General features: G+C 66.7%; 19 protein-coding genes and 1 pseudogene. 12 read left to right on the top strand and 8 right to left on the bottom strand.

The window, feature by feature from the left end; genetic code table 11:
* Window positions 1–17: 17 nt before the first annotated feature.
* The gene (locus FLL57_RS12430) at window positions 18–1,049 is read right to left on the bottom strand and encodes a patatin-like phospholipase family protein (RefSeq protein ID WP_013501725.1); all 1,032 of its coding nucleotides are present in this window, start codon (window positions 1,047–1,049) and stop codon (window positions 18–20) included.
* Window positions 1,050–1,283: 234 nt separating this feature from the next.
* On the opposite strand from FLL57_RS12430, the gene FLL57_RS12425 reads away from it, so the two are divergent.
* From FLL57_RS12425 to FLL57_RS12415, 3 genes are all read left to right on the top strand, one after another.
* Window positions 1,284–2,342 (top strand): hypothetical protein, encoded by a 1,059-nt coding sequence (locus tag FLL57_RS12425; RefSeq protein ID WP_041807764.1) that lies wholly within the window; start codon window positions 1,284–1,286, stop codon window positions 2,340–2,342.
* Between the two features lie 181 nt (window positions 2,343–2,523).
* Entirely contained in the window at window positions 2,524–5,016 is a 2,493-nt protein-coding gene (locus tag FLL57_RS12420) for a putative bifunctional diguanylate cyclase/phosphodiesterase (protein WP_185966140.1), read from the top strand.
* Window positions 5,017–5,108: 92 nt separating this feature from the next.
* Window positions 5,109–6,983, top strand: coding sequence for an amidohydrolase (locus FLL57_RS12415; RefSeq protein WP_142883035.1), 1,875 nt, complete (start codon window positions 5,109–5,111; stop codon window positions 6,981–6,983).
* Between the two features lie 57 nt (window positions 6,984–7,040).
* Here FLL57_RS12415 and FLL57_RS12410 read toward each other — a convergent pair whose 3' ends face one another.
* Complete coding sequence (locus tag FLL57_RS12410) at window positions 7,041–7,604, bottom strand: nitroreductase family protein (protein ID WP_047308603.1); 564 nt, start codon at window positions 7,602–7,604, stop codon at window positions 7,041–7,043.
* 281 nt (window positions 7,605–7,885) lie between these two features.
* Between FLL57_RS12410 and FLL57_RS12405 the strand changes: the two genes are divergently transcribed.
* Both FLL57_RS12405 and FLL57_RS12400 read left to right on the top strand, forming a co-directional pair.
* Window positions 7,886–8,464, top strand: a complete 579-nt coding sequence (locus FLL57_RS12405) for a hypothetical protein (RefSeq protein ID WP_013501729.1) — start codon at window positions 7,886–7,888, stop codon at window positions 8,462–8,464.
* 79 nt (window positions 8,465–8,543) lie between these two features.
* Window positions 8,544–8,912 (top strand): helix-turn-helix domain-containing protein, encoded by a 369-nt coding sequence (locus FLL57_RS12400; protein ID WP_013501730.1) that lies wholly within the window; start codon window positions 8,544–8,546, stop codon window positions 8,910–8,912.
* A gap of 16 nt (window positions 8,913–8,928) precedes the next feature.
* Here the strand turns inward: FLL57_RS12400 and thrS are convergent, their stop codons facing one another.
* On the bottom strand, window positions 8,929–11,010 hold the full coding sequence (gene thrS, locus FLL57_RS12395) for a threonine--tRNA ligase (RefSeq protein ID WP_047308593.1): 2,082 nt from the start codon (window positions 11,008–11,010) through the stop codon (window positions 8,929–8,931).
* 223 nt (window positions 11,011–11,233) lie between these two features.
* Here thrS and FLL57_RS12390 point away from each other — a divergent pair, with 223 nt between their 5' ends.
* Both FLL57_RS12390 and FLL57_RS23330 read left to right on the top strand, forming a co-directional pair.
* A complete protein-coding gene (locus tag FLL57_RS12390; RefSeq protein WP_142884209.1) occupies window positions 11,234–12,352 on the top strand; it encodes an MFS transporter in 1,119 nt (372 codons plus the stop codon).
* On the top strand, window positions 12,349–12,645 hold the full coding sequence (locus FLL57_RS23330; RefSeq protein ID WP_185966139.1) for a hypothetical protein: 297 nt from the start codon (window positions 12,349–12,351) through the stop codon (window positions 12,643–12,645). Before FLL57_RS12390 ends, FLL57_RS23330 begins: the two co-directional genes overlap by 4 nt.
* Before the next feature lie 68 nt (window positions 12,646–12,713).
* Here the strand turns inward: FLL57_RS23330 and FLL57_RS12380 are convergent, their stop codons facing one another.
* Window positions 12,714–13,364 (bottom strand): O-methyltransferase, encoded by a 651-nt coding sequence (locus tag FLL57_RS12380; protein ID WP_142883032.1) that lies wholly within the window; start codon window positions 13,362–13,364, stop codon window positions 12,714–12,716.
* 95 nt (window positions 13,365–13,459) lie between these two features.
* Here FLL57_RS12380 and FLL57_RS12375 point away from each other — a divergent pair, with 95 nt between their 5' ends.
* Both FLL57_RS12375 and FLL57_RS12370 read left to right on the top strand, forming a co-directional pair.
* Window positions 13,460–14,092: a TetR family transcriptional regulator gene (locus FLL57_RS12375; RefSeq protein WP_142883031.1), complete on the top strand. Its 633-nt coding sequence runs from the start codon at window positions 13,460–13,462 to the stop codon at window positions 14,090–14,092.
* Window positions 14,093–14,111: 19 nt separating this feature from the next.
* Window positions 14,112–14,522 carry a DUF3574 domain-containing protein gene (locus FLL57_RS12370; protein WP_235677135.1) on the top strand — a complete coding sequence of 137 codons (411 nt, stop codon included), beginning with the start codon at window positions 14,112–14,114 and terminating at the stop codon, window positions 14,520–14,522.
* Here FLL57_RS12370 and FLL57_RS12365 read toward each other — a convergent pair.
* The 3 genes from FLL57_RS12365 to FLL57_RS12355 form a co-directional block, all read right to left on the bottom strand.
* Window positions 14,512–14,709, bottom strand: a complete 198-nt coding sequence (locus tag FLL57_RS12365; RefSeq protein ID WP_013501737.1) for a hypothetical protein — start codon at window positions 14,707–14,709, stop codon at window positions 14,512–14,514. The genes FLL57_RS12370 and FLL57_RS12365 overlap by 11 nt on opposite strands.
* Before the next feature lie 101 nt (window positions 14,710–14,810).
* Window positions 14,811–15,044, bottom strand: coding sequence for a hypothetical protein (locus FLL57_RS12360; protein WP_013501738.1), 234 nt, complete (start codon window positions 15,042–15,044; stop codon window positions 14,811–14,813).
* Window positions 15,045–15,144: 100 nt separating this feature from the next.
* On the bottom strand, window positions 15,145–15,354 hold the full coding sequence (locus tag FLL57_RS12355; RefSeq protein WP_013501739.1) for a cold-shock protein: 210 nt from the start codon (window positions 15,352–15,354) through the stop codon (window positions 15,145–15,147).
* A 276-nt stretch (window positions 15,355–15,630) separates the two neighbouring features.
* On the opposite strand from FLL57_RS12355, the gene FLL57_RS12350 reads away from it, so the two are divergent.
* Both FLL57_RS12350 and FLL57_RS12345 read left to right on the top strand, forming a co-directional pair.
* Window positions 15,631–16,884 (top strand): arsenic transporter, encoded by a 1,254-nt coding sequence (locus tag FLL57_RS12350; RefSeq protein ID WP_142883029.1) that lies wholly within the window; start codon window positions 15,631–15,633, stop codon window positions 16,882–16,884.
* Between the two features lie 130 nt (window positions 16,885–17,014).
* Window positions 17,015–17,764: pseudogene (locus FLL57_RS12345) on the top strand (DUF3750 domain-containing protein).
* Here the strand turns inward: FLL57_RS12345 and yidD are convergent.
* Window positions 17,751–18,152 (bottom strand): membrane protein insertion efficiency factor YidD, encoded by a 402-nt coding sequence (gene yidD / locus FLL57_RS12340; protein ID WP_013501742.1) that lies wholly within the window; start codon window positions 18,150–18,152, stop codon window positions 17,751–17,753. The pseudogene FLL57_RS12345 and the gene yidD overlap by 14 nt on opposite strands.
* A gap of 240 nt (window positions 18,153–18,392) precedes the next feature.
* On the opposite strand from yidD, the gene FLL57_RS12335 reads away from it, so the two are divergent.
* Entirely contained in the window at window positions 18,393–19,283 is an 891-nt protein-coding gene (locus FLL57_RS12335) for a hypothetical protein (RefSeq protein WP_047308606.1), read from the top strand.
* The last annotated feature ends 29 nt before the right edge of the window (window positions 19,284–19,312 follow it).

Here is a 19,312-nt window from a genome sequence, read left to right as displayed (position 1 = left end):
GCGCCGGGCGGCGGTGGTCAGGTCTCCACCGGCACCGTCGCCTTGGGCTGCGGCGTGACTTCTTCGATGGTCTCGCGGATCGAATCGATCGCGCGTTCGGCGGCGCGGGCGCCGTGGGCGATGATCTCGTCGGCGCGGTGGAAGTCGAACCAGCCGATCCGGCCGACCCTCGGGGAGATCAACAGGTCGGGCGGGTCGCCGGCGAGCCGCGCCCGAGTGATGCGGTCCTGCATGATGTTGAAGGCGTCGGTCATCACCTTGGAGATGCCGGGGCGTTCCGGATTGCCGAACAGTTCCTGTTTGACGAACCGCTCCGGAGAGAAGAACCGGGTGAAGCCGCGCTTCTGCACCGGCGGCTCCTCGGGTTCCGGTGCGACGACAGCGGCTGCCGCCGCGCCGTGCGAGAAGATCGTGGTGCCGTGGCCGAACACGTCGCTGGAGACGTTGGCGGCGATCACGATCTCGGCGCCGAGCGCGCGTGCCGCCGACACCGGCACCGGATTGACCAGCGCTCCATCGACCAGCCAGCGGTCGCCGATCAGCACCGGCGAGAAGATGCCGGGCAGGGCGTAGGACGCCCGCACCGCGTCGACGATCCGGCCGTGGGTCAGCCAGATCTCGTGGCCTGTCGCGACCTCGGTGGCGACGCTGGCGAATTTCTGCGTCAGATCCTGGATCAGGATCGGCCCGAGCGTGGCGTCGAGCTGCGCCGCGAGCTTGCTGCCGCCGATCAGGCCGGAGCCGTTGAGCCGGATATCGAGATAGCCGAAAATGTTGCGCGGTTGCAGCCGGCGCGCCCATTCCTCCAGCGTGTCGAGATGACCTGCGACATAGGCGCCGCCGACCACTGCGCCGATCGAGGTGCCGACCACCACGTCGGGCGTGATGCCGTTCGCCAGCAGCGTGCGCAGGATGCCGATATGTGCGAAGCCGCGCGCCGCGCCGCCGCCGAGCGCCAGCCCGATCACCGGCCGGCGGATGCTGTCGAGGCCGACCTTGTCCGGTGCCGGCGCGTTGCCTTGCCCACGTCCGATCAGGTTTTCCAGCATGGTTGCCTCCTCGACTCGTCGCCCGGTGTGGACCAGGCCGCCCCGGCTCGCGACTCGCGTTGCCGGATCGTGTCATATCGCTTCAAATGCATGAATAATGCTTGAGGCAGCCGGGACTAGGGGAAAATCGTGACGCAATCACGAACAGCACGCATGTACCGCTGGGGTGGCGGCCGCTGCGACAGGGCGCGGGACCGGCTTGAATTTGCCGCGTTTTCGGTGAAAACCATCGCCATGATCTTCAGGGGTAATATCGTCGGGGGGCGGCGCCGGATTGTCGCACAGTGGGCGTTGGTCGCAGTGTGCGCGCTGGCGCTGACGCAACCGGCTGCGGCGCAGTTTTTCAGCGATCGGCCGCCGCCCGTTCCGCCGGCCTCTGTGCCGGAGCCGCCGGCCGGCGCAGCGATCAGTTTGGCGCCGCAATCCGGCGCGGCTGCGGCCCCGAGCCTGCCGGCGCCGCTGACCCAGCCCCCCGTCGGTGCAGTGGCGCCACCGTCGATGTCGCCGTTGCCGCCGCTCGCCGCGCCGGCGCCGCCCCAAGGTGTCCTCGCCTTGACGGCGCGCTACGGCAAGGACCAGCCGGTGATCAACAGCGGTCTGATATGGCGGGTGTACTCGGATCGCCCCGACGACAGCGGTGCCATCAAGCTCATCCGGGAGGATCACGGCGCTACTCCGAGCATTCCGCTGCCGCCCGGCAACTACGTCGTGCATGTCGCGCTCGGTCTGGTCAGCGCGGTGCGGCCGGTGACGGTCAAGGCCGATACCGAGCGCGAGAATTTCGTGCTCCCTGCCGGCGGCCTGCGGATCGAAGGCAAGGTCGGCAGTTCGCGAATTCCCGCCAACCAGATTTCCTTCTCGATCTACAAGGGCAGCCAGTTCGACAACGCGCAGCGGGCGCCGCTGTTGCCGGGGGTCGCCGCCGGTGACGTCGCTCTGGTGCCGGAAGGCACTTACTACATCGTCTCCAATTACGGCGACGCCAATTCGGTGGTGCGATCCGACATTCGCGTCCAGACCGGCAAACTCACCGACGTCACGATCACGCACCGCGCCGCGGTGATCACCCTCAAGCTGGTCAGCGAGAAGGGCGGCGAAGCGCTCGCCAACACCTCGTGGTCGGTGCTGACGCCGGGCGGCGACGTCATCAAGGAATCGATCGGCGCATTCCCGCGTGTCGTGCTGTCCGAGGGCGAGTATCGCGCCATCGCCAAGAATGAAGGCAAGGTGTTCGAGCGCGGGTTCAATGTGGTCAATGGCGTCGACGGCGAAGTCGAAGTGCTGGCGCGCTGAATCACGTATCGGCGCGGCTTCGCATTGATCGCTTCGCGCGATTTCCGCGCCGTCACAATGGTGAACGCGAAGTAACCATCGCGCGACTTAAAACCTTCATATTCAGTGGTTTGTCGCCCCGCTGGGCGATACGTTTACATCGTCTTAATCGGGAATAGTTCGACTGCGCGCCGCACTTCTCATGCGCGGGGCGCTTCTCGTGTCGGCTACCGTCACTCAACTTTCCGAAAATTCGACCAGTCAGCTTGCTGCAGACTTAACCGTGCTGCAGCGCAAGTGGCACGCGGCGATTCAGCCCGGACAGTCGCTGCCGAGCTACGAAGAGGTAATGCTGGGGAGTTTGGGGCGGCTGGCTGATCATCTGGTGCTGCTGGAGATCGACGGCGAGACGCCGGAGGTGTCGCGCACCGGCCGCTACGCCCAGCAATGGCTCGGCGACGAGCGCTGGGATATTCCGCTGGATGCGCTGTCGCCGGATTGCGGCACCGCGCTGGCGCAGGCCGCCTCGGGCGCGCTGCAGAACAAAGGGCCGCATCTCGGTACCGCGCATTGCGTCCGCGACGGCATCGTGCAGCGCTACACCCTGCTGGCGCTGCCGACCGCCTCGCGCTGGGGCGGTACCCTGGTCGGCGTCTACGTCAATGAAGAGCGCCATCGCTACAACCTGCTCGACGCGATCTTCTCCTCGACCGACGACGGCATTGTCGCCCTGACGGCGATCCGCGGCCCCGACCGCCGGCCGTTCGACTTTCAGATCGTCCATGTCAACCAGGGCGCCTCGCAATTGCTGCGGCATTCGGTGGCCGAGCTGCACTGGAGCCGGCTGTCGGTCGGACATCATCTGCTGTGCACACCAGACGTCGCCGGGCGGCTGATCGAGCTGGTCGATTCCGATGCGAGCATCACCTTCGCGGTCGACAGCGGCGACCGCAATCTCAGCCTCAGCGCCACCGCGTTCGGCGACGTGATCTCGGTGACGATCTCCGACGTCACCTCGCTGAAAAAGCGCGAGGAGTCGTTCCGGCTGCTGTTCGACGGCAACCCGATGCCGATGTGGGTGTTCGACGCCCAGACCTTCGAATTCCTCAGCGTCAACGACGCCGCGGTGGCGCATTACGGCTATCCGCGCGACCAGTTCCTGCGGATGTCGCTGCGCGAGATCTGGCCGCGCGAGGAGTGGATCGCGCACGGCCAGACCCTGCTGGAGATGCGCGACAGCTATCAGTCCGAGGGCAATTGGCGTCACATCAAGGCCGACGGCTCCGAGATTCACGTGCTGACCTTCGGCCGCCGCGTGGTGTTCGACGGCCGCGACGGCTTCCTGGTGGCGGTGGTCGACGTCACCGAGCGCCGCAAGGCGGAGGCCAAGATCGCCCACATGGCGCATCACGACGGGCTTACCAATCTGCCGAACCGCGCGCTGTATCAGCAGCGGCTGGAGCAGGCGCTGGCGCAGGCCCGCGGCAGCGGCACGATGGTCGCGGTGATGTGCGTCGACCTCGATCTGTTCAAGAACGTCAACGACTCGTTCGGCCATCCGATGGGCGACCGCCTGCTGCAATGCGTCGCCGAACGGCTGCGGCAGCAGATCGGGGACGGCGATCTGGTGGCGCGGCTCGGCGGCGACGAATTCGCCATCGTGCTGACCTCGCTGGCGACGCCGAACGAAGCCAGCAATCTGGCGGCGCGGCTGATCGAGATCCTGAGCGCGCCCTACGACATGGACGGGCTCGAAGTGGTGATCGGCGCCTCGATCGGCATCGCCCTGGCGCCGTCCGACGGCGACGAGTGCGAGGCGCTGTCGCGCAACGCCGACATGGCGCTGTACCGCGCCAAGGCGGCCGGCGGCGGCTGCCACCATTTCTTCGAGAAGGAGATGGACCGCCAGGCCCAGATCCGCCGCGACATGGAGCTCGATCTGCGGCAGGCGTTCGCGCGCGGCGAGTTCGAACTGCACTATCAGCCGCTGATCGATCTGGCAGAGGACCGGATCGGCGGCTTCGAGACGCTGCTGCGTTGGCGTCATCCCGAGCGTGGCATGATCTCGCCGTCCGACTTCATTCCGGTGGCCGAGGACATTGGCCTGATCGTCGGTCTCGGCGAATGGGTGCTGCGGCAGGCGTGTCTGGAAGCCGCATCCTGGCCGTCGGACGTCAAGGTCGCGGTCAATCTGTCGCCGGTGCAATTCCGCAGCCGCAATCTGGTGCAGGTGGTGATCTCGGCGTTGGCGCAGTCGAGCCTGGTGCCGCACCGGCTCGAACTGGAAATCACCGAGTCGCTGTTTCTGGCCGACAGCGATGCCAATCTGGCGACGCTGCATCAGCTCCGCAGCCTCGGGGTGCGGATCTCGATGGACGATTTCGGCACCGGCTACTCCTCGCTCAGTTACTTACGCAGCTTCCCGTTCGACAAGATCAAGATCGACCGTTCGTTCGTGAAGGATCTCACTGAGCGGCCGGATTGCCTCGCGATCGTCCGCGCCATCGCCGGGCTCGGCCGCAGCCTCGACATCACGACGCTGGCGGAAGGCGTGGAGAGCGTCGAACAGCTCGACGCGCTCCGCGCCGAGGGCTGCCACGAGGTGCAGGGATTCCTGTTCAGCCCGGCCCGGCCGGCCTCGGAGATTTGCGGGCTGCTGACGCGGTTCGGGCGGCAGGCGTCGCAGGCGGCGTGACCAAAGCCCGACCAATGTCCGGGGGCTGAGTTTCCGACTCAGTGCTAAGCTGCCGCAGGGCCACTAACAACTTCGGTCCTGGAGCGCGCGCCATGTGCATCGCCTGCAATCCTGCATTCCAGTTCGCATTCCGCTCACTGTCGCTGCCGTCGCGCCGCACGGTGCTGAAGGGGGCGGCCGCGTTGAGCGCGAGCGTCCCGTTCGTGGCCGAAGCGGTGGTATCCAAATCGGCGAAAGCCGATGGTGGTATCAACGCGCGACTGGCGAGCGCGCTCGGTGGCGAGCAGATCGCCGGCGCCGCGGCACCGATGACGATCTTCACCGCCAGGAAGTTCATCACCATGGAGCGCGGCGCGCCGGAGGCGACCGCAGTCGCCGTCGCGGGCAAGCGGATCGTTGCGGTCGGCTCGCTCGATCAGGTCAGGGAGGCGCTCGGTGACCGCCCCTTTACGGTGGACGAGACCTTCGCGGCCAAGATCGTGACGCCGGGGCTGATCGATCAGCATCTGCACCCGGTGCTCGGCGCGCTGACGCTGGCGGTCGAGGTGATCGCGCCGGAGGATTGGGTGCTGCCCGGCGGCACCCACAAGGCTGCCGCCAGCGCCGACGCTTACCAGGCGCGGCTGAGGGCGGCCGACACCAGGCTGACCAAGCCAGACGCCTGGCTGCTGACCTGGGGTTATCACGCGTTGTGGCACGGCAAGCTCGACCGCGCCGCGCTCGACGCCATCAACCCGACCCGGCCGATCGCGGTGTGGCATCGTTCCTGCCACGAATTCTATCTGAACACCCCGGCGCTGGCGGCGCTCGGCATCACCGAAGCCATGACGCTGAACCAGGGGCAGGCGAGCGAGCAGTCGAACTGGCGCGAGGGGCATTTCTGGGAGGGCGGCCTCAATCTGGTGATGACGCCGATGATGAAGGTGCTGGCGACGCCGGAGCGGCTGGCCTTCGGGCTGAAGCAGATGGTGAGCTATCTGCACGCCAACGGCGTCACCGCCTATATGGAGCCGGGCGCGCTCTACACCCCGGACATGTGGAAGCTGTACGAGCAGATCCTCGGTGCCCCCGACACCCCGATGTACTCCACCTTCATCGCCGACGGCCGCGGCATCGTCGACCGCGTCGGGCTCGACGGCGCGCTCGATGCGGTCGAAGCGCAGATCGCGGTGGCGCCCGAAGCGCCGGGCCGCAAGCTGATGTTCTTCCCCGGCCAGATCAAGCTGTTCGCCGACGGCGCCATCATCTCGCAGTTGATGCAGATGAAGGACGGCTATCTCGACGGTCATCAGGGCGAGTGGATCATTCCGCCGGACGAACTCGAGCGCCGCGCCCGGCTGTTCTGGAATGCGGGCTATCAGATCCATACCCACGTCAACGGCGATCTCGGCCTGGAGAAGCTGCTCGACATCCTGGAGAAGCTGAACACCGAGCATCCGCGCGCCGATCATCGCAGCGTGATCGTGCACTTCGCTAACTCGACCGAAGATCAGGTCGCACGGATCAAACGGCTCGGAGCACTGGTCAGCGCCAATCCGTACTATACCACCGGCTTTGCGGACAAATACAGCGCGGTGGGGTTGGGGCCGGAGCGGGCGGACGCGATGGTGCGGGCCAAATCGGTGCTCGATCAGGGCGTGCCGCTGTCCTATCACTCCGATCTGCCGATGGCACCGAGCGCGCCGCTGTATCTGGCGTGGTGCGGCGTCAACCGGATCACCTCGTCCGGCCGCGTAGCAGGTCCGGAGCAGCGCGTCTCGGTCGATGCGGCGCTGCGCGCGATCACCATCGAGGCGGCGTATTCCTGGCGCCACGAGGACCAGCTCGGCAGCATCGCGCCGGGCAAGATCGCCAACTTCACGGTGCTCGAGCAGGATCCTTATGCGGTGCCGCCGGAGCGGCTCAAGGATGTGCCGATCTGGGGGACGGTGTTCGAAGGGCAGGTGTTCCCGGTCGGCCGCGCTTAGCGCGCGGGACGGCTGCGGTGCGCCGTGCGCGGACCGCAGCCGGAAGCTCGAACGCGCCTAGAACCGCGTGACGATCGCGCTCAGTTCCGGCCGCGGCCGGTCTTCGATATCTTTCGGCCGGGTGCCGATGTGGATGAAGCCGGCGAGCTTCTCGTCGCCGCGCAGGCCGAGACCGCTCAGCACGTCTGGATCGAACGCGATCCAGCCGGTCAGCCAGTTGGCGCCGTAGCCGAGCGCGGTCGCGGCCGAGACGATGTTCATGCAGCTCGCGCCGGCCGACAATTCCTGTTCCCACACCGGCACCTTGGGATGCGGCTTGGGCGACGACACCACCGCGATCACCAGCGGCGCTTCGCACAGCCGTGCCTTTTCGGCGGCGATCTCGGCGGCGGTCGCTTCGGGATGCTTGCGCGCGAACACGTCGGCGATCACTTCGCCGGCTCGGACGCGGGCGTCGCCTTCGAACACGATGAACCGCCACGGCGCGATCTTGCCGTGGTCCGGCACGCGGGCGCCAATCGTCAGAATGGTCTCCAGCTCGTCGGGCGAGGGGCCGGGGCCGGTCATCTCGCGCGGCTTCACCGAGCGGCGGGTCTTGAAGAATTCGATCGGGTCGGAAATGGCTGCTCTCCATCTGCTCCAGCGCCGCCCGCGGCAGCGATCCGCGGGCGCATGCTTCGCCGGCAATCTATCGCATGTCGGCGCAAGGTTCGATCAGAACCGTACCAAACGCGGCGGGTGCGCGATCGACCTTCGGCATAGGAAAACCTTGCCGGCATCGGCAATTGTCGCCGACTCACGGCCGGCGTGGGGCTCCGATCGCATTGATCAGCAACGCTTCTTCGTGGCGCGAAGTTTGCAAACCCACCACCGCTCGGACCAATTTGGAGTGGGGGCGCATCATGAATATCACCGACCGACACGGCCACGTGCTGACGCCGTACATGCACGTGACCAAGGCGGATTCGGAGAAGTCCACCAACAAGAACGGGCTCGCTTTCGAAGGCGACGTCTACAGCTTCGCGGACCTGATGAAGGCGCATCCGGAAGCGGTGCGTAAAGTCACCTCCGCCGAGGTCGACGAGATCGCGCGCGTCTGGCTGCAGCAGCAGGAGACGGCGCCGCGCGGCGGCTCCGACAACGAGCCGGACGACGTCTACGCCACCGTCAAGGTCGGCAATCAGGTGGTGGCGAAGCTGTACAATGGCGGCATCGCCGAGATGAGCAACGCCACCGCGTCCGCGGTCAGCGGTCTCGACGAGCCGTCCCTGGTTGGCCCGGCGCTGGCGCAATGGCGGGCGGAGACCTACGCTAGGCTGCTCGGCGGCAAGGTCGAGATCGCCGATACCGCCAAGGCGCAAAGCGAATGGACGCCGCGCTCCGGCACCGCGCCGCAATACAGCCGCGCCGAACTCGATGCGGCGATCGCCGCGATGCAGAAGGGCGTCGCTCAATCCCCCGGCGTCGACCGTAGCGTGTGAACTGGTCCCGACTTGCGCGAGGACGTCGGGACGCATCGCGATTACGATGCGATCGACGCACAAACCGTTTGAGGTCGCCATGGACATAGCTCCGATCAAGTCACAGCGCGATTATCGCCGTGCCCTCAAGCAGATCGAGGAGCTGATGAATGCGCGGCGGAATACGCCGGAGGGCGATCGGCTGGACGTGCTGGTGACCTTGGTGGAAGCTTGGGAGCGCAAGCACTACCTGCTCGATCTGCCCGATCCGGTCGAAGCGATCCGCTATCACATGGAGCAGAACGATCTGCAGCCCCGCGACCTGATCCCGTTCATCGGCAGTCGCAATCGGGTGCACGAGGTGCTCAATCGCAAGCGCGATCTGACCTTGCCGATGATCCGGAAATTGCATCAGGGGCTCGGCATCCCAGCCGAGTCCCTGATCAAGAGCGTAGGCGAGCCGGCCTGACGCCGCCGCGCGCCGGTTACTCGGCCGCGACCGCGGGTGTCATCCCGCGCATCCGCCGCACGTCCGGCGGGGTCGCCTCGTCCACCAGCGCGGCGATTGCCTCGTCGGTGGGCATCACCTTCTGGCCGTCGCTGCCGAGGCGGCGGACCGAGACCGAGTGGGTCTCGGCTTCCTTCTTGCCGACCACCAGCAGGGCAGGCACCTTGGCGAGCGAATGCTCGCGCACCTTGAAGTTGATCTTCTCGTTGCGCAGATCGATGTCGGCGCGCAGGCCGGCCTTGCGCAGCGCCGCCAGTACCTTCTTGGCGTATTCATCGCCTTCGGACGTAATCGTGGTCACCACGACCTGCACCGGCGCCAGCCACAGCGGGAAGTTGCCGGCGTAGTGCTCGATCAGGATGCCGGTGAAGCGCTCCATCGAGCCGCAGATCGCGCGGTGCACCATCACCGGCGCCTTCTTGGCGCCGTCGGCGTCGATGTAGAACGCGCCGAACCGTTCCGGCAGGTTGAAGTCGACCTGGGTGGTGCCGCATTGCCAGTCGCGGCCGATCGCGTCGCGCAGCACGTACTCGAACTTCGGCCCGTAGAACGCGCCTTCGCCCGGATTGATCTCGGTCTTGATGCGGTTGCCGCCCTTGGCCTTGATCTCGCTCAGCACCGTGGCCATCACCCGCTCGGCGTGATCCCACATCTCGTCGGTGCCGACACGCTTGTCGGGGCGGGTCGAGAGCTTGACCGTCAGTTCGCCTTCGAAGCCGAAGTCCGAATAGGTCGACAGGATCAGATCGTTGATCTTGATGCACTCCTCGGCGAGCTGCGCCTCGGTGCAGAACACGTGCGCGTCGTCCTGGGTGAAGCCGCGCACCCGCATCAGCCCGTGCATGGCGCCTGATGGCTCGTAGCGATGCACAACGCCGAACTCGGCCATCCGCAACGGCAGGTCGCGGTAGCTTTTCAGGCCGTGCTTGAAGATCTGGACGTGGCCCGGGCAGTTCATCGGCTTCAGCGCGAACCAGCGCTTATCCTCGGCGTCCTCGCCGGCCGACTGCGCCGCGAACATATTCTCGCGGTACCATTCCCAGTGCCCCGAGGTCTCCCACAGCACCTTGTCGAGGATCTGCGGCGCGTTGACCTCGTCGTAGTCGCCGGCGAGACGGCGGCGCATATAGCCGACCAGCGACTGGAACAGGCTCCAGCCCTTGGCGTGCCAGAACACCACGCCCGGACCTTCTTCCTGGAAGTGGAACAGGTCGAGTTCACGGCCGAGCTTGCGATGGTCGCGCTTCTCGGCTTCCTCGATCTGATGCAGGTAGGCGTCGAGATCTTCCTGCTTGGCCCAGGCGGTGCCGTAGATCCGGGTCAGCATCGGGTTGTTGCTGTCGCCCCGCCAATACGCACCGGCCACCTTCATCAGCTTGAAGGCGGTGCCGATCTTGCCGGTCGAGGTCATGTGCGGACCGCGGCACAGATCGAACCACTCGCCCTGCTTGTAGATCTTGATGGTCTGGTCTTCAGGGATGGCGTCGACCAGCTCGACCTTGAACGCCTCGCCGTTGTCGGCGAACACCTTCTTGGCTTCGTCGCGGGTCCAGACTTCCTTGGTGAACGGTTTGTCGCGCGCGATGATCTCGCGCATCTTCTTCTCGATCGCCGCGAAGTCTTCCGGCGTGAACGGCTCGTTGCGGAAGAAGTCGTAGTAGAAGCCGTTCTCGATCACCGGGCCGATCGTGACCTGGGTGCCCGGCCACAGACTCTGCACCGCTTCGGCGAGCACGTGGGCGCAATCATGCCGGATCAGTTCCAGCGCGCGGCCGTCGTCGCGGGCGACGAAGTCGATGGCGGTGTTGTCTTCGATCGGATCGGCGAGGTCGGTCAGCGTGCCGTTCAGCGCCATCGCGACGGTGCGCTTGGCGAGCGAGGGCGAAATGCCCTTGGCGATGTCGAGCCCGGTGGTGCCGCGCGGATATTCGCGGGTCTTGCCGTCGGGGAAGGTGATGGTGATCTGGTCCATGGGGGCTACCGGCTTGAGGTTGGAGAGGGTGTACTGGAAGCCGGAGGTGGACGCGGAAGGCTTGTCGCCCGAAGTCTTGTCGGTCATCGGAAGGCTCCTCTGGCTCACTCCTGCGTACGAGCGCAGGTAAGCGGAAAGGGGCTGTATAGCAGGGGAATCGGACGATTCAAGGAAGCCGAACCCTGCGGCGGCGCGCATTTCGCCCTGCTGGTGTCGCAGCGCATGCCCGGTCCTGCAGAATTTTAATGCATCTGCATGGAAACGCTGCTAGCCTTCCGAGGTGTCCCGCTCGTTCGCCCCCACCGCGCTGATGCTCGGCAATTTCGTCACCGGAACCTCGGTTCTGGCACCGGCCGGGATGTTGCCGGATCTGGCGGCCGGGCTCGGGGTGACGATCCGCGACGCCGGGCTGCTGATCACCTTCGGGGCGATCGTGCTGTGCATCGGGTCGCCGCTCACAGCGTGGTTGACCAGCCGGATCGACCGCCGGCTGCTGCTGACGACGACGCTGGCGGTGTTGGTGCTCGGGAATCTCGCCTCCGCCTTTGCGCCGAACTATGCGGTGCTGCTGGTGCTGCGGCTGGCGATGCTGTCGGTCGGCGCGCTGTACACGCCGCAGGCCGCCGGCGCGGTGGCGCTGATTGTGCCGCCGGAAAGGCGCGGCGGCACCATGGCCTATGTGTTTCTCGGCTGGTCGCTGGCGGTGGCGCTCGGCGTGCCGCTGGTCACTTTCGCGGCCGATCATGCCGGCTGGCGCGGCGCCTATCTCACCGTCGGCGGCATCGGGCTGATCAGCTTCATCCTGTTGTGGCTGCGGCTGCCGGGCGGGCTGAGCGCGGCACCGGTGGGTCTGCGCACCTGGGCGGCCGTGGGACGCAACCGCCGCATCCTGACGCTGCTCGGGGTATCGTCGCTGCAAACCTCCGGGCAGTTCGTGGTGTTCACCTTCTTCGGCCCGCTGCTCACCGGGCTGACCGGCGCCGGGCCGCGCGAGATCGCGCTGGTGTTTGCGATCTACGGCGTCTGCGGCTTCGCCGGCAACGTCATTGCCAGCCGCATCGTCGACGGCTGGGGCGCGTATCGCACCTCCGCGCTGTTCACCTCGCTGATGCTGGCCGGTATTCTCGGCTGGACGTTCGGGGCCGGGCATTTCGCGGTGATGGCCGCTGCGGTGGCGGTGTGGGGTCTCGGCTTTGCGGCGTCGAACTCGATGCAGCAGGTTCGGCTGGTCACGGCCGATCCGACGCTCGCCGGCGCGACGGTGTCGCTGAATACGTCGGTGCTGTATGTCGGCCAGGCGATCGGCTCGGCGATCGGCGGCGCGCTGTTCGCGGCCGGGCTGCTGCACGTCAACGGCTACGTCTCGACCGCGGTGCTGGGTCTGGCGCTGTGCATGGTGGTGGCCGCGACCCGCGACCGCAGCGCTTGAACGCGCCGCAGCCGCATCGCGTCGCGCTCCAACGCCTCACAGAGTTGATCGTGCCCAGCAGCAGGCGTGCGCCGATCAGCATCGGCGCGTGGGTCGGCGAGATGTGCGGCGGGATCAGCACCGCGATCGCGGTGAAGACGAGGCAGGTGTGCAGCGCCAGCCGGCGGCGCAGCGACAAGGCGGGGGTAGGCGAGGCATCGATCGAACGGACGGCCATGGGAGTCTCCAGGCTGATCCGCGATCGGCGGCGTCATCAGCGCACGCCGACCGCGATGGATCGGGACGTGCGTTGATTGACGTTGAACGCTTACGGCCGGCGCTGCCGGCGGCAGACCACGGGGCGTGCGCCCCGTCGGAAGTATCAGCCGAGCCGCATCGACAGCTCGACATCGGCGGCGAACGGCACCGACAGATAACCGTTCGCCGAATCGCGCACCCGAGCCAGATAGTCCGGGCAGTGATCGGCGTTGTCGGCGACGATCAGCGCGCCGGGCGACAGCCGGCTTTCGAGCAGGTCGAGAATATCCGCATACAGCGCTTTGGCACCGTCGAGCAGCACGAGATCGATGCGGTCGGGTAGATCCTTGCTGAGCGTCTGCAGCGCATCGCCTTCGCGGAATTCGACCAGATCGGCGAGATCGCCGGCTTCGAGATTGGCCTCGGCGCGGACCAGCTTGGCGTGCTCGAACTCGGTGGTGATCAGCCGGCCGCCGCCATTGTCGCGCAGCGCCGCGGCCAGATGCAGCGTCGAAATGCCGAACGAGGTGCCGAACTCGACGATGCTCCGGGCGCGGCAGCCTCGCGCCAGCATGTAGAGCAGCACGCCGGTCTCAGGCGACACCGCGAGGGCGTAGTCTTTCAGCCGGCCGTACAGCGTCGCGTAGTCGGTCTTGCTGCGTATCAACTGCATCGTGTCGGGTGCAAGCTGGTCGGGCTGCGGCTGCGCGGCGTCGGCTTCGTCGAACAAACGCGTCAGCAGCGGGGCCAGCGGTGAGGTGGTGAGGGTGGTCATTGCGAACTCCAAAGGGAGTGATCAGCGCGATGTTGCGCGTCCACAGAAATACGAATAAATATTCGCATTCGCTAATCGCATTCCCAGAGGCCCACATGGCCGAACGCCGAAGTGGCTCAATTTCCTCGCGAAAACAGCCGCAGCAGGCGCGCTCGACCGAGCTGGTCGCGGCCATTCTGGAAGCGGCTGTTCAGGTTTTGGCGAAGGAGGGCGCGCAGCGCTTCACCACCGCGCGGGTCGCCGACAAAGCCGGGGTCAGTGTCGGCTCGCTGTATCAGTACTTCCCCAACAAGGCCGCGATCCTGTTTCGGCTGCAGAGCGACGAGTGGCGGCAGACCACGGAGATGCTGCGCGACATCCTCGAGGATCGCCGCGATCCGCCACCGCAGCGGCTGCGCCGGCTGGTGCATGCCTTCATCCAATCCGAATGCGACGAAGCCGAAGTGCGCGGCGCGCTCGACGATGCCGCGCCGCTGTATCGCGACGCGCCCGAAGCCCGCGCCGCGCGCAAGGCGATGGACGGCACCATGGCGGCGTTTCTGCGCGAGGCGGCGCCGCGGAGTTCGGACGCGGCGCGGGCGCGGGCGGCGGAGCTGATCAGCCGCACCATCGCTGCGCTCGGCAAGGACTTCTCCAGCCGCCCGCGCACGGCGGCCGAGATCACCGCCTATGCGGACGCGGTAGGCGATATGCTGTGCGCCTATCTGAAAACCCTGCGGCGAGGTTGAGATGAGGTCGAGGCAGATGATGGTGCGCATATTGGTCGCCGGCGCAGTCGCGGCGTCGCTCGGCGGCTGTGCGGCGCTTCCGGCGCCGGCGTGTCTGCCGCCGTCGCAGCCGATGCTGAGCGCGGAGCTGGCGTTCGGCCGCAACATCGGCGACCGGCTCGGCGTCAGCGACGTGGAGTTCGCGCGGTTCGTGGCCGAGGAGATCACGCCGCGGTTTCCGGACGGGCTCACCGTGGTCGACAGCGTCGGGCAGTGGCACGACATCGCGCGCGGCCGGCTGGTGCGCGAGAGGGGCAAGCTGGTGAGTATCGTGTTCGCCAAGAATCCCGCGCAGCGCGCGGCGCTGGGCGAGATCGTCGAACTCTACAAGCGTCGCTTCAGGCAGCACGTGGTGATGGTGGCGGTGCGGCCGAGTTGCGTCAGCTTCTGATCGCCGCGGAGGTGCCGCGCTCGGTGATCTGATAATGCGTCGACTTGGAATCGCTCGACGCTCGCTTCAGCCAGCCGAGTTCGACGAGATCGTCGTAAGGCTTCCGCTCACGGGCGCCGAACACCTGGCGGCGGCCGCCCGCACTGCGGATCTCACGGATCAGTTTGAAGTCGTCGGCGGTGGCCATCGTCGTCTCCCGACCGGGCGGCGCGACGCCCGCGATGCCGCTCGCTCAGAGTGTGTTGTGGCTCAGGGGCTGTTGCCGTTCGGATTCTCTTGCCGCTCGGATCAGAGCGTCTTTCGGGTCCGCTTCTTCGGCGCGGCCGGAGCCTCGCCGGTCGCGGCCTGTTCGGCCTCGTGAGCGAGCCGCAGCGCGCGCAGCCGTTCCATGTTCTTGCGGAGTGCGATGCCCTCGCGTTCGACCTCGGCCATCCGCTGCGCGCCTTCCTGCTGTTCCATCAGCTTGCGGCGCGCGCGTTCGACGCTGGTCGGGGAGGGGGTATTGGTCTTCTTGTCAGTCATATCCGCCTCGTTTCGGTACGCGCGGCAAAACCCGCTCGACCTCGAGGATCGAACGGGCCCATCTGCCGTTTCAGTACATCCGTGAAACGGAGACGCTGGATCAAGCCAGCGCGAGATTTTCGGCGCTGCTCTTGCCGCGCATCTTGTCGACCTTGACCTCGAACGACACCTGCTGGCCCTCGGCGAGGCCGGACAGGCCGGCGCGTTCAACAGCGCTGATGTGCACGAACACGTCGTTGCCGCCGTCGCTCGGCGCGATGAAGCCAAAACCCTTTTGGCCATTGAACCACTTTACGGTACCTGTCGTCATCTTCATTCTCCAAAGAACATCGTCCGCGCCAACACGGCGCGTGACGTTTCAACTAATCGATGAACTTTGGGAAGGAGCCCGCGGGCGCATTCAGAAAGGCACAGCGGCTAATCGAATGACCACACCGTATAGCATCCGCTTCGATCATACAAGGACTATATTGTCGCGCGCCGCGCGCAGGGGCTGCAACCGTACCGATAGAGACAACCGCAGCGTCTTCGCTTATCGGTTAGTTCCATCCCGCACTCCGCACGCCACCTCGCCATGCCAAGCTCGATGCTGTCCCACGATCTGATATTGACCTGGAGTATCGTCGCCCTCGCCACGGCCGGCGTGATCATTCGTCCGCTGCGCTGGCCCGAGGCGGTGTGGGCGGTGGCCGGTGCAGGCGCGCTGGTCGTTCTCGGCCTGCTGTCGTGGCAGGATGCGCTCGCCGGGGTGCGCAACGGCATCGACGTGTATCTGTTCTTGATCGGCATGATGCTGATCGCCGAGCTGGCGCACCGCGAGGGGCTGTTCGATTACCTCGCCGCCTACGCAGTCGAACATGCCCGCGGCTCGCCGCAGCGCTTGTTTCTCCTGGTCTATGTGGTCGGCGTGCTGGTCACCGTGCTGTTGTCCAACGATGCCACCGCGATCGTGCTGACGCCGGCGGTGTACGTCGCCACCCGCGCCGCCGGCACCGCCCCGCTGCCGTATCTGTTTGTTTGCGCCTTCATCGCCAATGCGGCGAGCTTCGTGCTGCCGATCTCCAATCCGGCCAATCTCGTGGTGTTCGGCGAACACATGCCGCATCTCGGCGGCTGGCTGCAGCAATTTGCGCTGCCGTCTTTGGCGGCGATCGTCGTCACCTATCTGATGCTGCGGCTGGCGCTCGGCCGGGCCCTCGCCGAGCAGACGCTGCAGACCCGCGTGGCGACACCGCATCTGTCGTGGGGCGGCAAGCTCGCCGCGGTCGGGATCGGGGCGATCGCGATCGTGCTGCTGACTGCTTCGGCGCTGAACGTGCCGCTCGGCCTGCCGACCTTCGTGTGCGGTCTCGTCACCACCGCGGTGGTGCTGGTGCTGGCGCGGCAGTCGCCGGTTCCGGTGTTGAAAGGCGTGTCGTGGAGCGTGGTGCCGCTGGTCGCCGGGCTGTTCGTGATGGTCGAGGCGCTGAGCCGCACCGGCGTGATCGGTGCACTCGGCGCGCTGCTGCGTGGCGCCGTGGCCGACGCACCGCGACTGGCGTCGTGGACCGCCGGCCTTGTCACCGCGATCGCCTGCAACATCGGCAACAATCTGCCGGTCGGGCTGGTGGCCGGCTCGGTCGCAGCCGACAATCACCTGCCGCGCGAAACCATCGCGGCGCTGCTGATCGGCGTCGATCTGGGACCGAATTTCTCGGTCACCGGCTCGCTCGCCACCATCCTGTGGCTGGTGGTGCTGCGGCGGAACCAGATCGAAGTCACCGCCTGGCGGTTCCTCAAGCTCGGCCTGGTGGTGACGCCGCTGCCGCTGATCGCTGCGCTCGCCGCGGCGGTGTGGTGAGGTACGTCTCGCCATCGTACGTCACCGGAGGTCGCGACAATGTCGCGCGCGCCTGTTCCAGCACGACGGCGTGATCGCGACTGGCGAGCGCGGTGGTGCCGTCTATATTCCCGGCAACCTTCCTCCACAGATTCCCATCCACGTGAGACGTTTGGTGCTGATACTGCTGCTACTCCTCGTCGTGCCGGTCGCCGTGTCGGCCGGCCGCTATTGGATGGGCGATCGTAGCGTCGACTGGCAGAGCGCGGATCGTTCCAGCGCTGGGCTGTTGCCGCCAGCGGCGCAGCATCCGGACGCGCTGGTGCGGGTTTTCGCTGCGCGCACCGTGCGCTGGCGCGGCATCTTCGCGGTGCATAGTTGGATCGTCGTCAAGCCGGAGGGCGCCTCGCGCTACACCCGTTACGACTACACCGCCTGGGGTGCGCCGATCCGCGTCAACGGCTTCGTCGCCGACGGCCGTTGGTTCGGCGACGAGCCGCAACTGATCGCTGCGGCCGACGGCGCGGCGGCGGCGGCGATGATCCCGTAGATCGAGGCTGCGGTGAAAGGCTATAGGCTCGCCGCCTATGGCGACTATCGCGCCTGGCCCGGACCGAACTCCAACACCTTCGTGGCTGCGGTGATGGCCGCGGTCCCTGAGCTGCGCACCACGCTGCCGCCGACCGCGATTGGCAAAGACTATCCATGGGACGGCGGCTGGATCGCCTGGACCCCGTCCGGCACCGGCGTGCGCGCCACGCTCGGCGGTTACCTCGGGCTGACGCTGGGCTGGATCGAAGGCGTCGAAATCAATCTGCTCGGCGCAGTGCTCGGCCTCGATCTGCGCCGGCCGGCGATCAAGCTGCCGGGGCTGGGGCGGATCGGGTTCAGTCCTTTGTGACGTCGGAATGCGCGCCGCATCCGCAGGTCTCGGCGGCGGTGGCTGCGACATCCGGTGGCGGGGCGTTGACGCCGCGCCAGCGAGCGTAGCGCCATGGTAGATACCAGCGGGCGCGGGGCGGCGGGACTTGCGGAACCAGGTCGATCCCCGAGGTGCCGAACGGCTGGCAGCGCAGCAGCCGCGCCAGCGTCATCCATCCGCCGGCCCACAGCCCAAACCGGCCGATCGCCTCGTCCCCATACATCGAACAGCTTGGGTAGTGCCGGCAATTGTAGCCGACCAGCGGCGACAGCGTGTGGCGATACAGCCAGATCAGCCCGCGGCCGGCATTGCGCGGCAACCGCAGCACGGGATCGATCCAGTTAGTTAGGTCGGTTGGTAATTGCATCAGCAGGTGCCGTTTCGATGAGCGGCGCTCTGCCCGGTTCCTTTGCGGGGAACTGCAGCTCGCCGACATTTGCGCAACACTTCACCAAAACTCGCAGCGTGTTGAGCGCGACGCAGCAAAACGCGGTGGTGTTTGCGGTTGATCAAAGTTAGCTTTTTCACAACGATTAGGTAACAGAGACGTGACAGATTCGGATTGGAACTTGTCACGCTGTTGCTGCCCGAGACGAAGGACGTAAGGTTGGAACGCGCGGTTCTCTCCTGTTTGACCGGTTCGGCGCTGTGGCGGGTCGCGGCGCTCGGCATCGTTCTACTCGGGTTCGCGGCCGACAGCAGCATTCCCCTCACCGCCGGGGCCGGTAGCCTTGAGGCGCGGCGGCAGCCGATGAAGTTCGGCTGGGTCGCCTGCGATCCGGATTGCGGCGGCTGGATCAGCGCGGTCGGTATCGTCACCGTCGACACGCCGAAGGCGTTCGACGACTTCGCCCGGGACCGCCAGCTTCGTGGCGCCACCGTGGTGCTGGATTCCAGCGGCGGTTCGGTCAACGACGCGATCGCGCTCGGCCGGCGCTGGCGCTCGCTCGGTCTGGCCACCACGGTCGGGATCAGCGTGTCGGCAGCCTCGCAGCTTGGCAACCGGCCGCGGATCGAGCCCGCTGCGTATTGCGAATCGATGTGCGCGTTTCTGCTGTTGTCCGGCCAGACCCGCTACGTGCCGGAAGGCGCCCGCGTCCGGGTGCATCAGATCTGGATGGGCGACCGCGCCGAGGATGCTCGCGCCGCCAGCTATACGGCCCAGGATATGTCGATCGTCGAGCGCGACATCGGCCGGCTGGCGAAGTTCACCTTCGACATGGGCGGCACCGGCGATCTGTTGTCGATCGCGCTCAGCGTGCCGCCGTGGGAGGATCTGCACGAGCTGACGCGGCAGGAACTGCGCGACAGCAACCTGATCACCACCCAGTTGCTCGCCGATCTGTTGCCCGGGCTCGGGAGCGCACCGGCGAAGGCGGTCGCCTCGGCCGCGCCGAAGCCGGCGCAGGACCGCTTTACCCCGCAGCCGGCGGCCGCCACCAAGACCGCCGAGGCACTCCCGACCGGCGGCACCGCCGCGGCGCAGCCGGGGCACTGAGTCAGGAAACGTCATTCCGGGGCGCTCGC

The organism is Rhodopseudomonas palustris (genome assembly GCF_007005445.1).
GTDB lineage: Bacteria > Pseudomonadota > Alphaproteobacteria > Rhizobiales > Xanthobacteraceae > Rhodopseudomonas > Rhodopseudomonas palustris_G.
This window is presented reverse-complemented; position numbering and strand designations above follow the sequence as displayed.

Coding starts and splice junctions, on each gene's coding strand:
- FLL57_RS12430 (WP_013501725.1), bottom strand. CDS start 1,049: ATGCTGGAAAACCTGATCGGACGTGGGCAAGGCAACGCGCCGGCACCG.
- FLL57_RS12425 (WP_041807764.1), top strand. CDS start 1,284: ATGATCTTCAGGGGTAATATCGTCGGGGGGCGGCGCCGGATTGTCGCA.
- FLL57_RS12420 (WP_185966140.1), top strand. CDS start 2,524: ATGCGCGGGGCGCTTCTCGTGTCGGCTACCGTCACTCAACTTTCCGAA.
- FLL57_RS12415 (WP_142883035.1), top strand. CDS start 5,109: ATGTGCATCGCCTGCAATCCTGCATTCCAGTTCGCATTCCGCTCACTG.
- FLL57_RS12405 (WP_013501729.1), top strand. CDS start 7,886: ATGAATATCACCGACCGACACGGCCACGTGCTGACGCCGTACATGCAC.
- FLL57_RS12400 (WP_013501730.1), top strand. CDS start 8,544: ATGGACATAGCTCCGATCAAGTCACAGCGCGATTATCGCCGTGCCCTC.
- thrS (WP_047308593.1), bottom strand. CDS start 11,010: ATGACCGACAAGACTTCGGGCGACAAGCCTTCCGCGTCCACCTCCGGC.
- FLL57_RS12390 (WP_142884209.1), top strand. CDS start 11,234: ATGCTCGGCAATTTCGTCACCGGAACCTCGGTTCTGGCACCGGCCGGG.
- FLL57_RS12380 (WP_142883032.1), bottom strand. CDS start 13,364: ATGACCACCCTCACCACCTCACCGCTGGCCCCGCTGCTGACGCGTTTG.
- FLL57_RS12375 (WP_142883031.1), top strand. CDS start 13,460: ATGGCCGAACGCCGAAGTGGCTCAATTTCCTCGCGAAAACAGCCGCAG.
- FLL57_RS12370 (WP_235677135.1), top strand. CDS start 14,112: ATGGTGCGCATATTGGTCGCCGGCGCAGTCGCGGCGTCGCTCGGCGGC.
- FLL57_RS12365 (WP_013501737.1), bottom strand. CDS start 14,709: ATGGCCACCGCCGACGACTTCAAACTGATCCGTGAGATCCGCAGTGCG.
- FLL57_RS12360 (WP_013501738.1), bottom strand. CDS start 15,044: ATGACTGACAAGAAGACCAATACCCCCTCCCCGACCAGCGTCGAACGC.
- FLL57_RS12355 (WP_013501739.1), bottom strand. CDS start 15,354: ATGACGACAGGTACCGTAAAGTGGTTCAATGGCCAAAAGGGTTTTGGC.
- FLL57_RS12350 (WP_142883029.1), top strand. CDS start 15,631: ATGCTGTCCCACGATCTGATATTGACCTGGAGTATCGTCGCCCTCGCC.
- yidD (WP_013501742.1), bottom strand. CDS start 18,152: ATGCAATTACCAACCGACCTAACTAACTGGATCGATCCCGTGCTGCGG.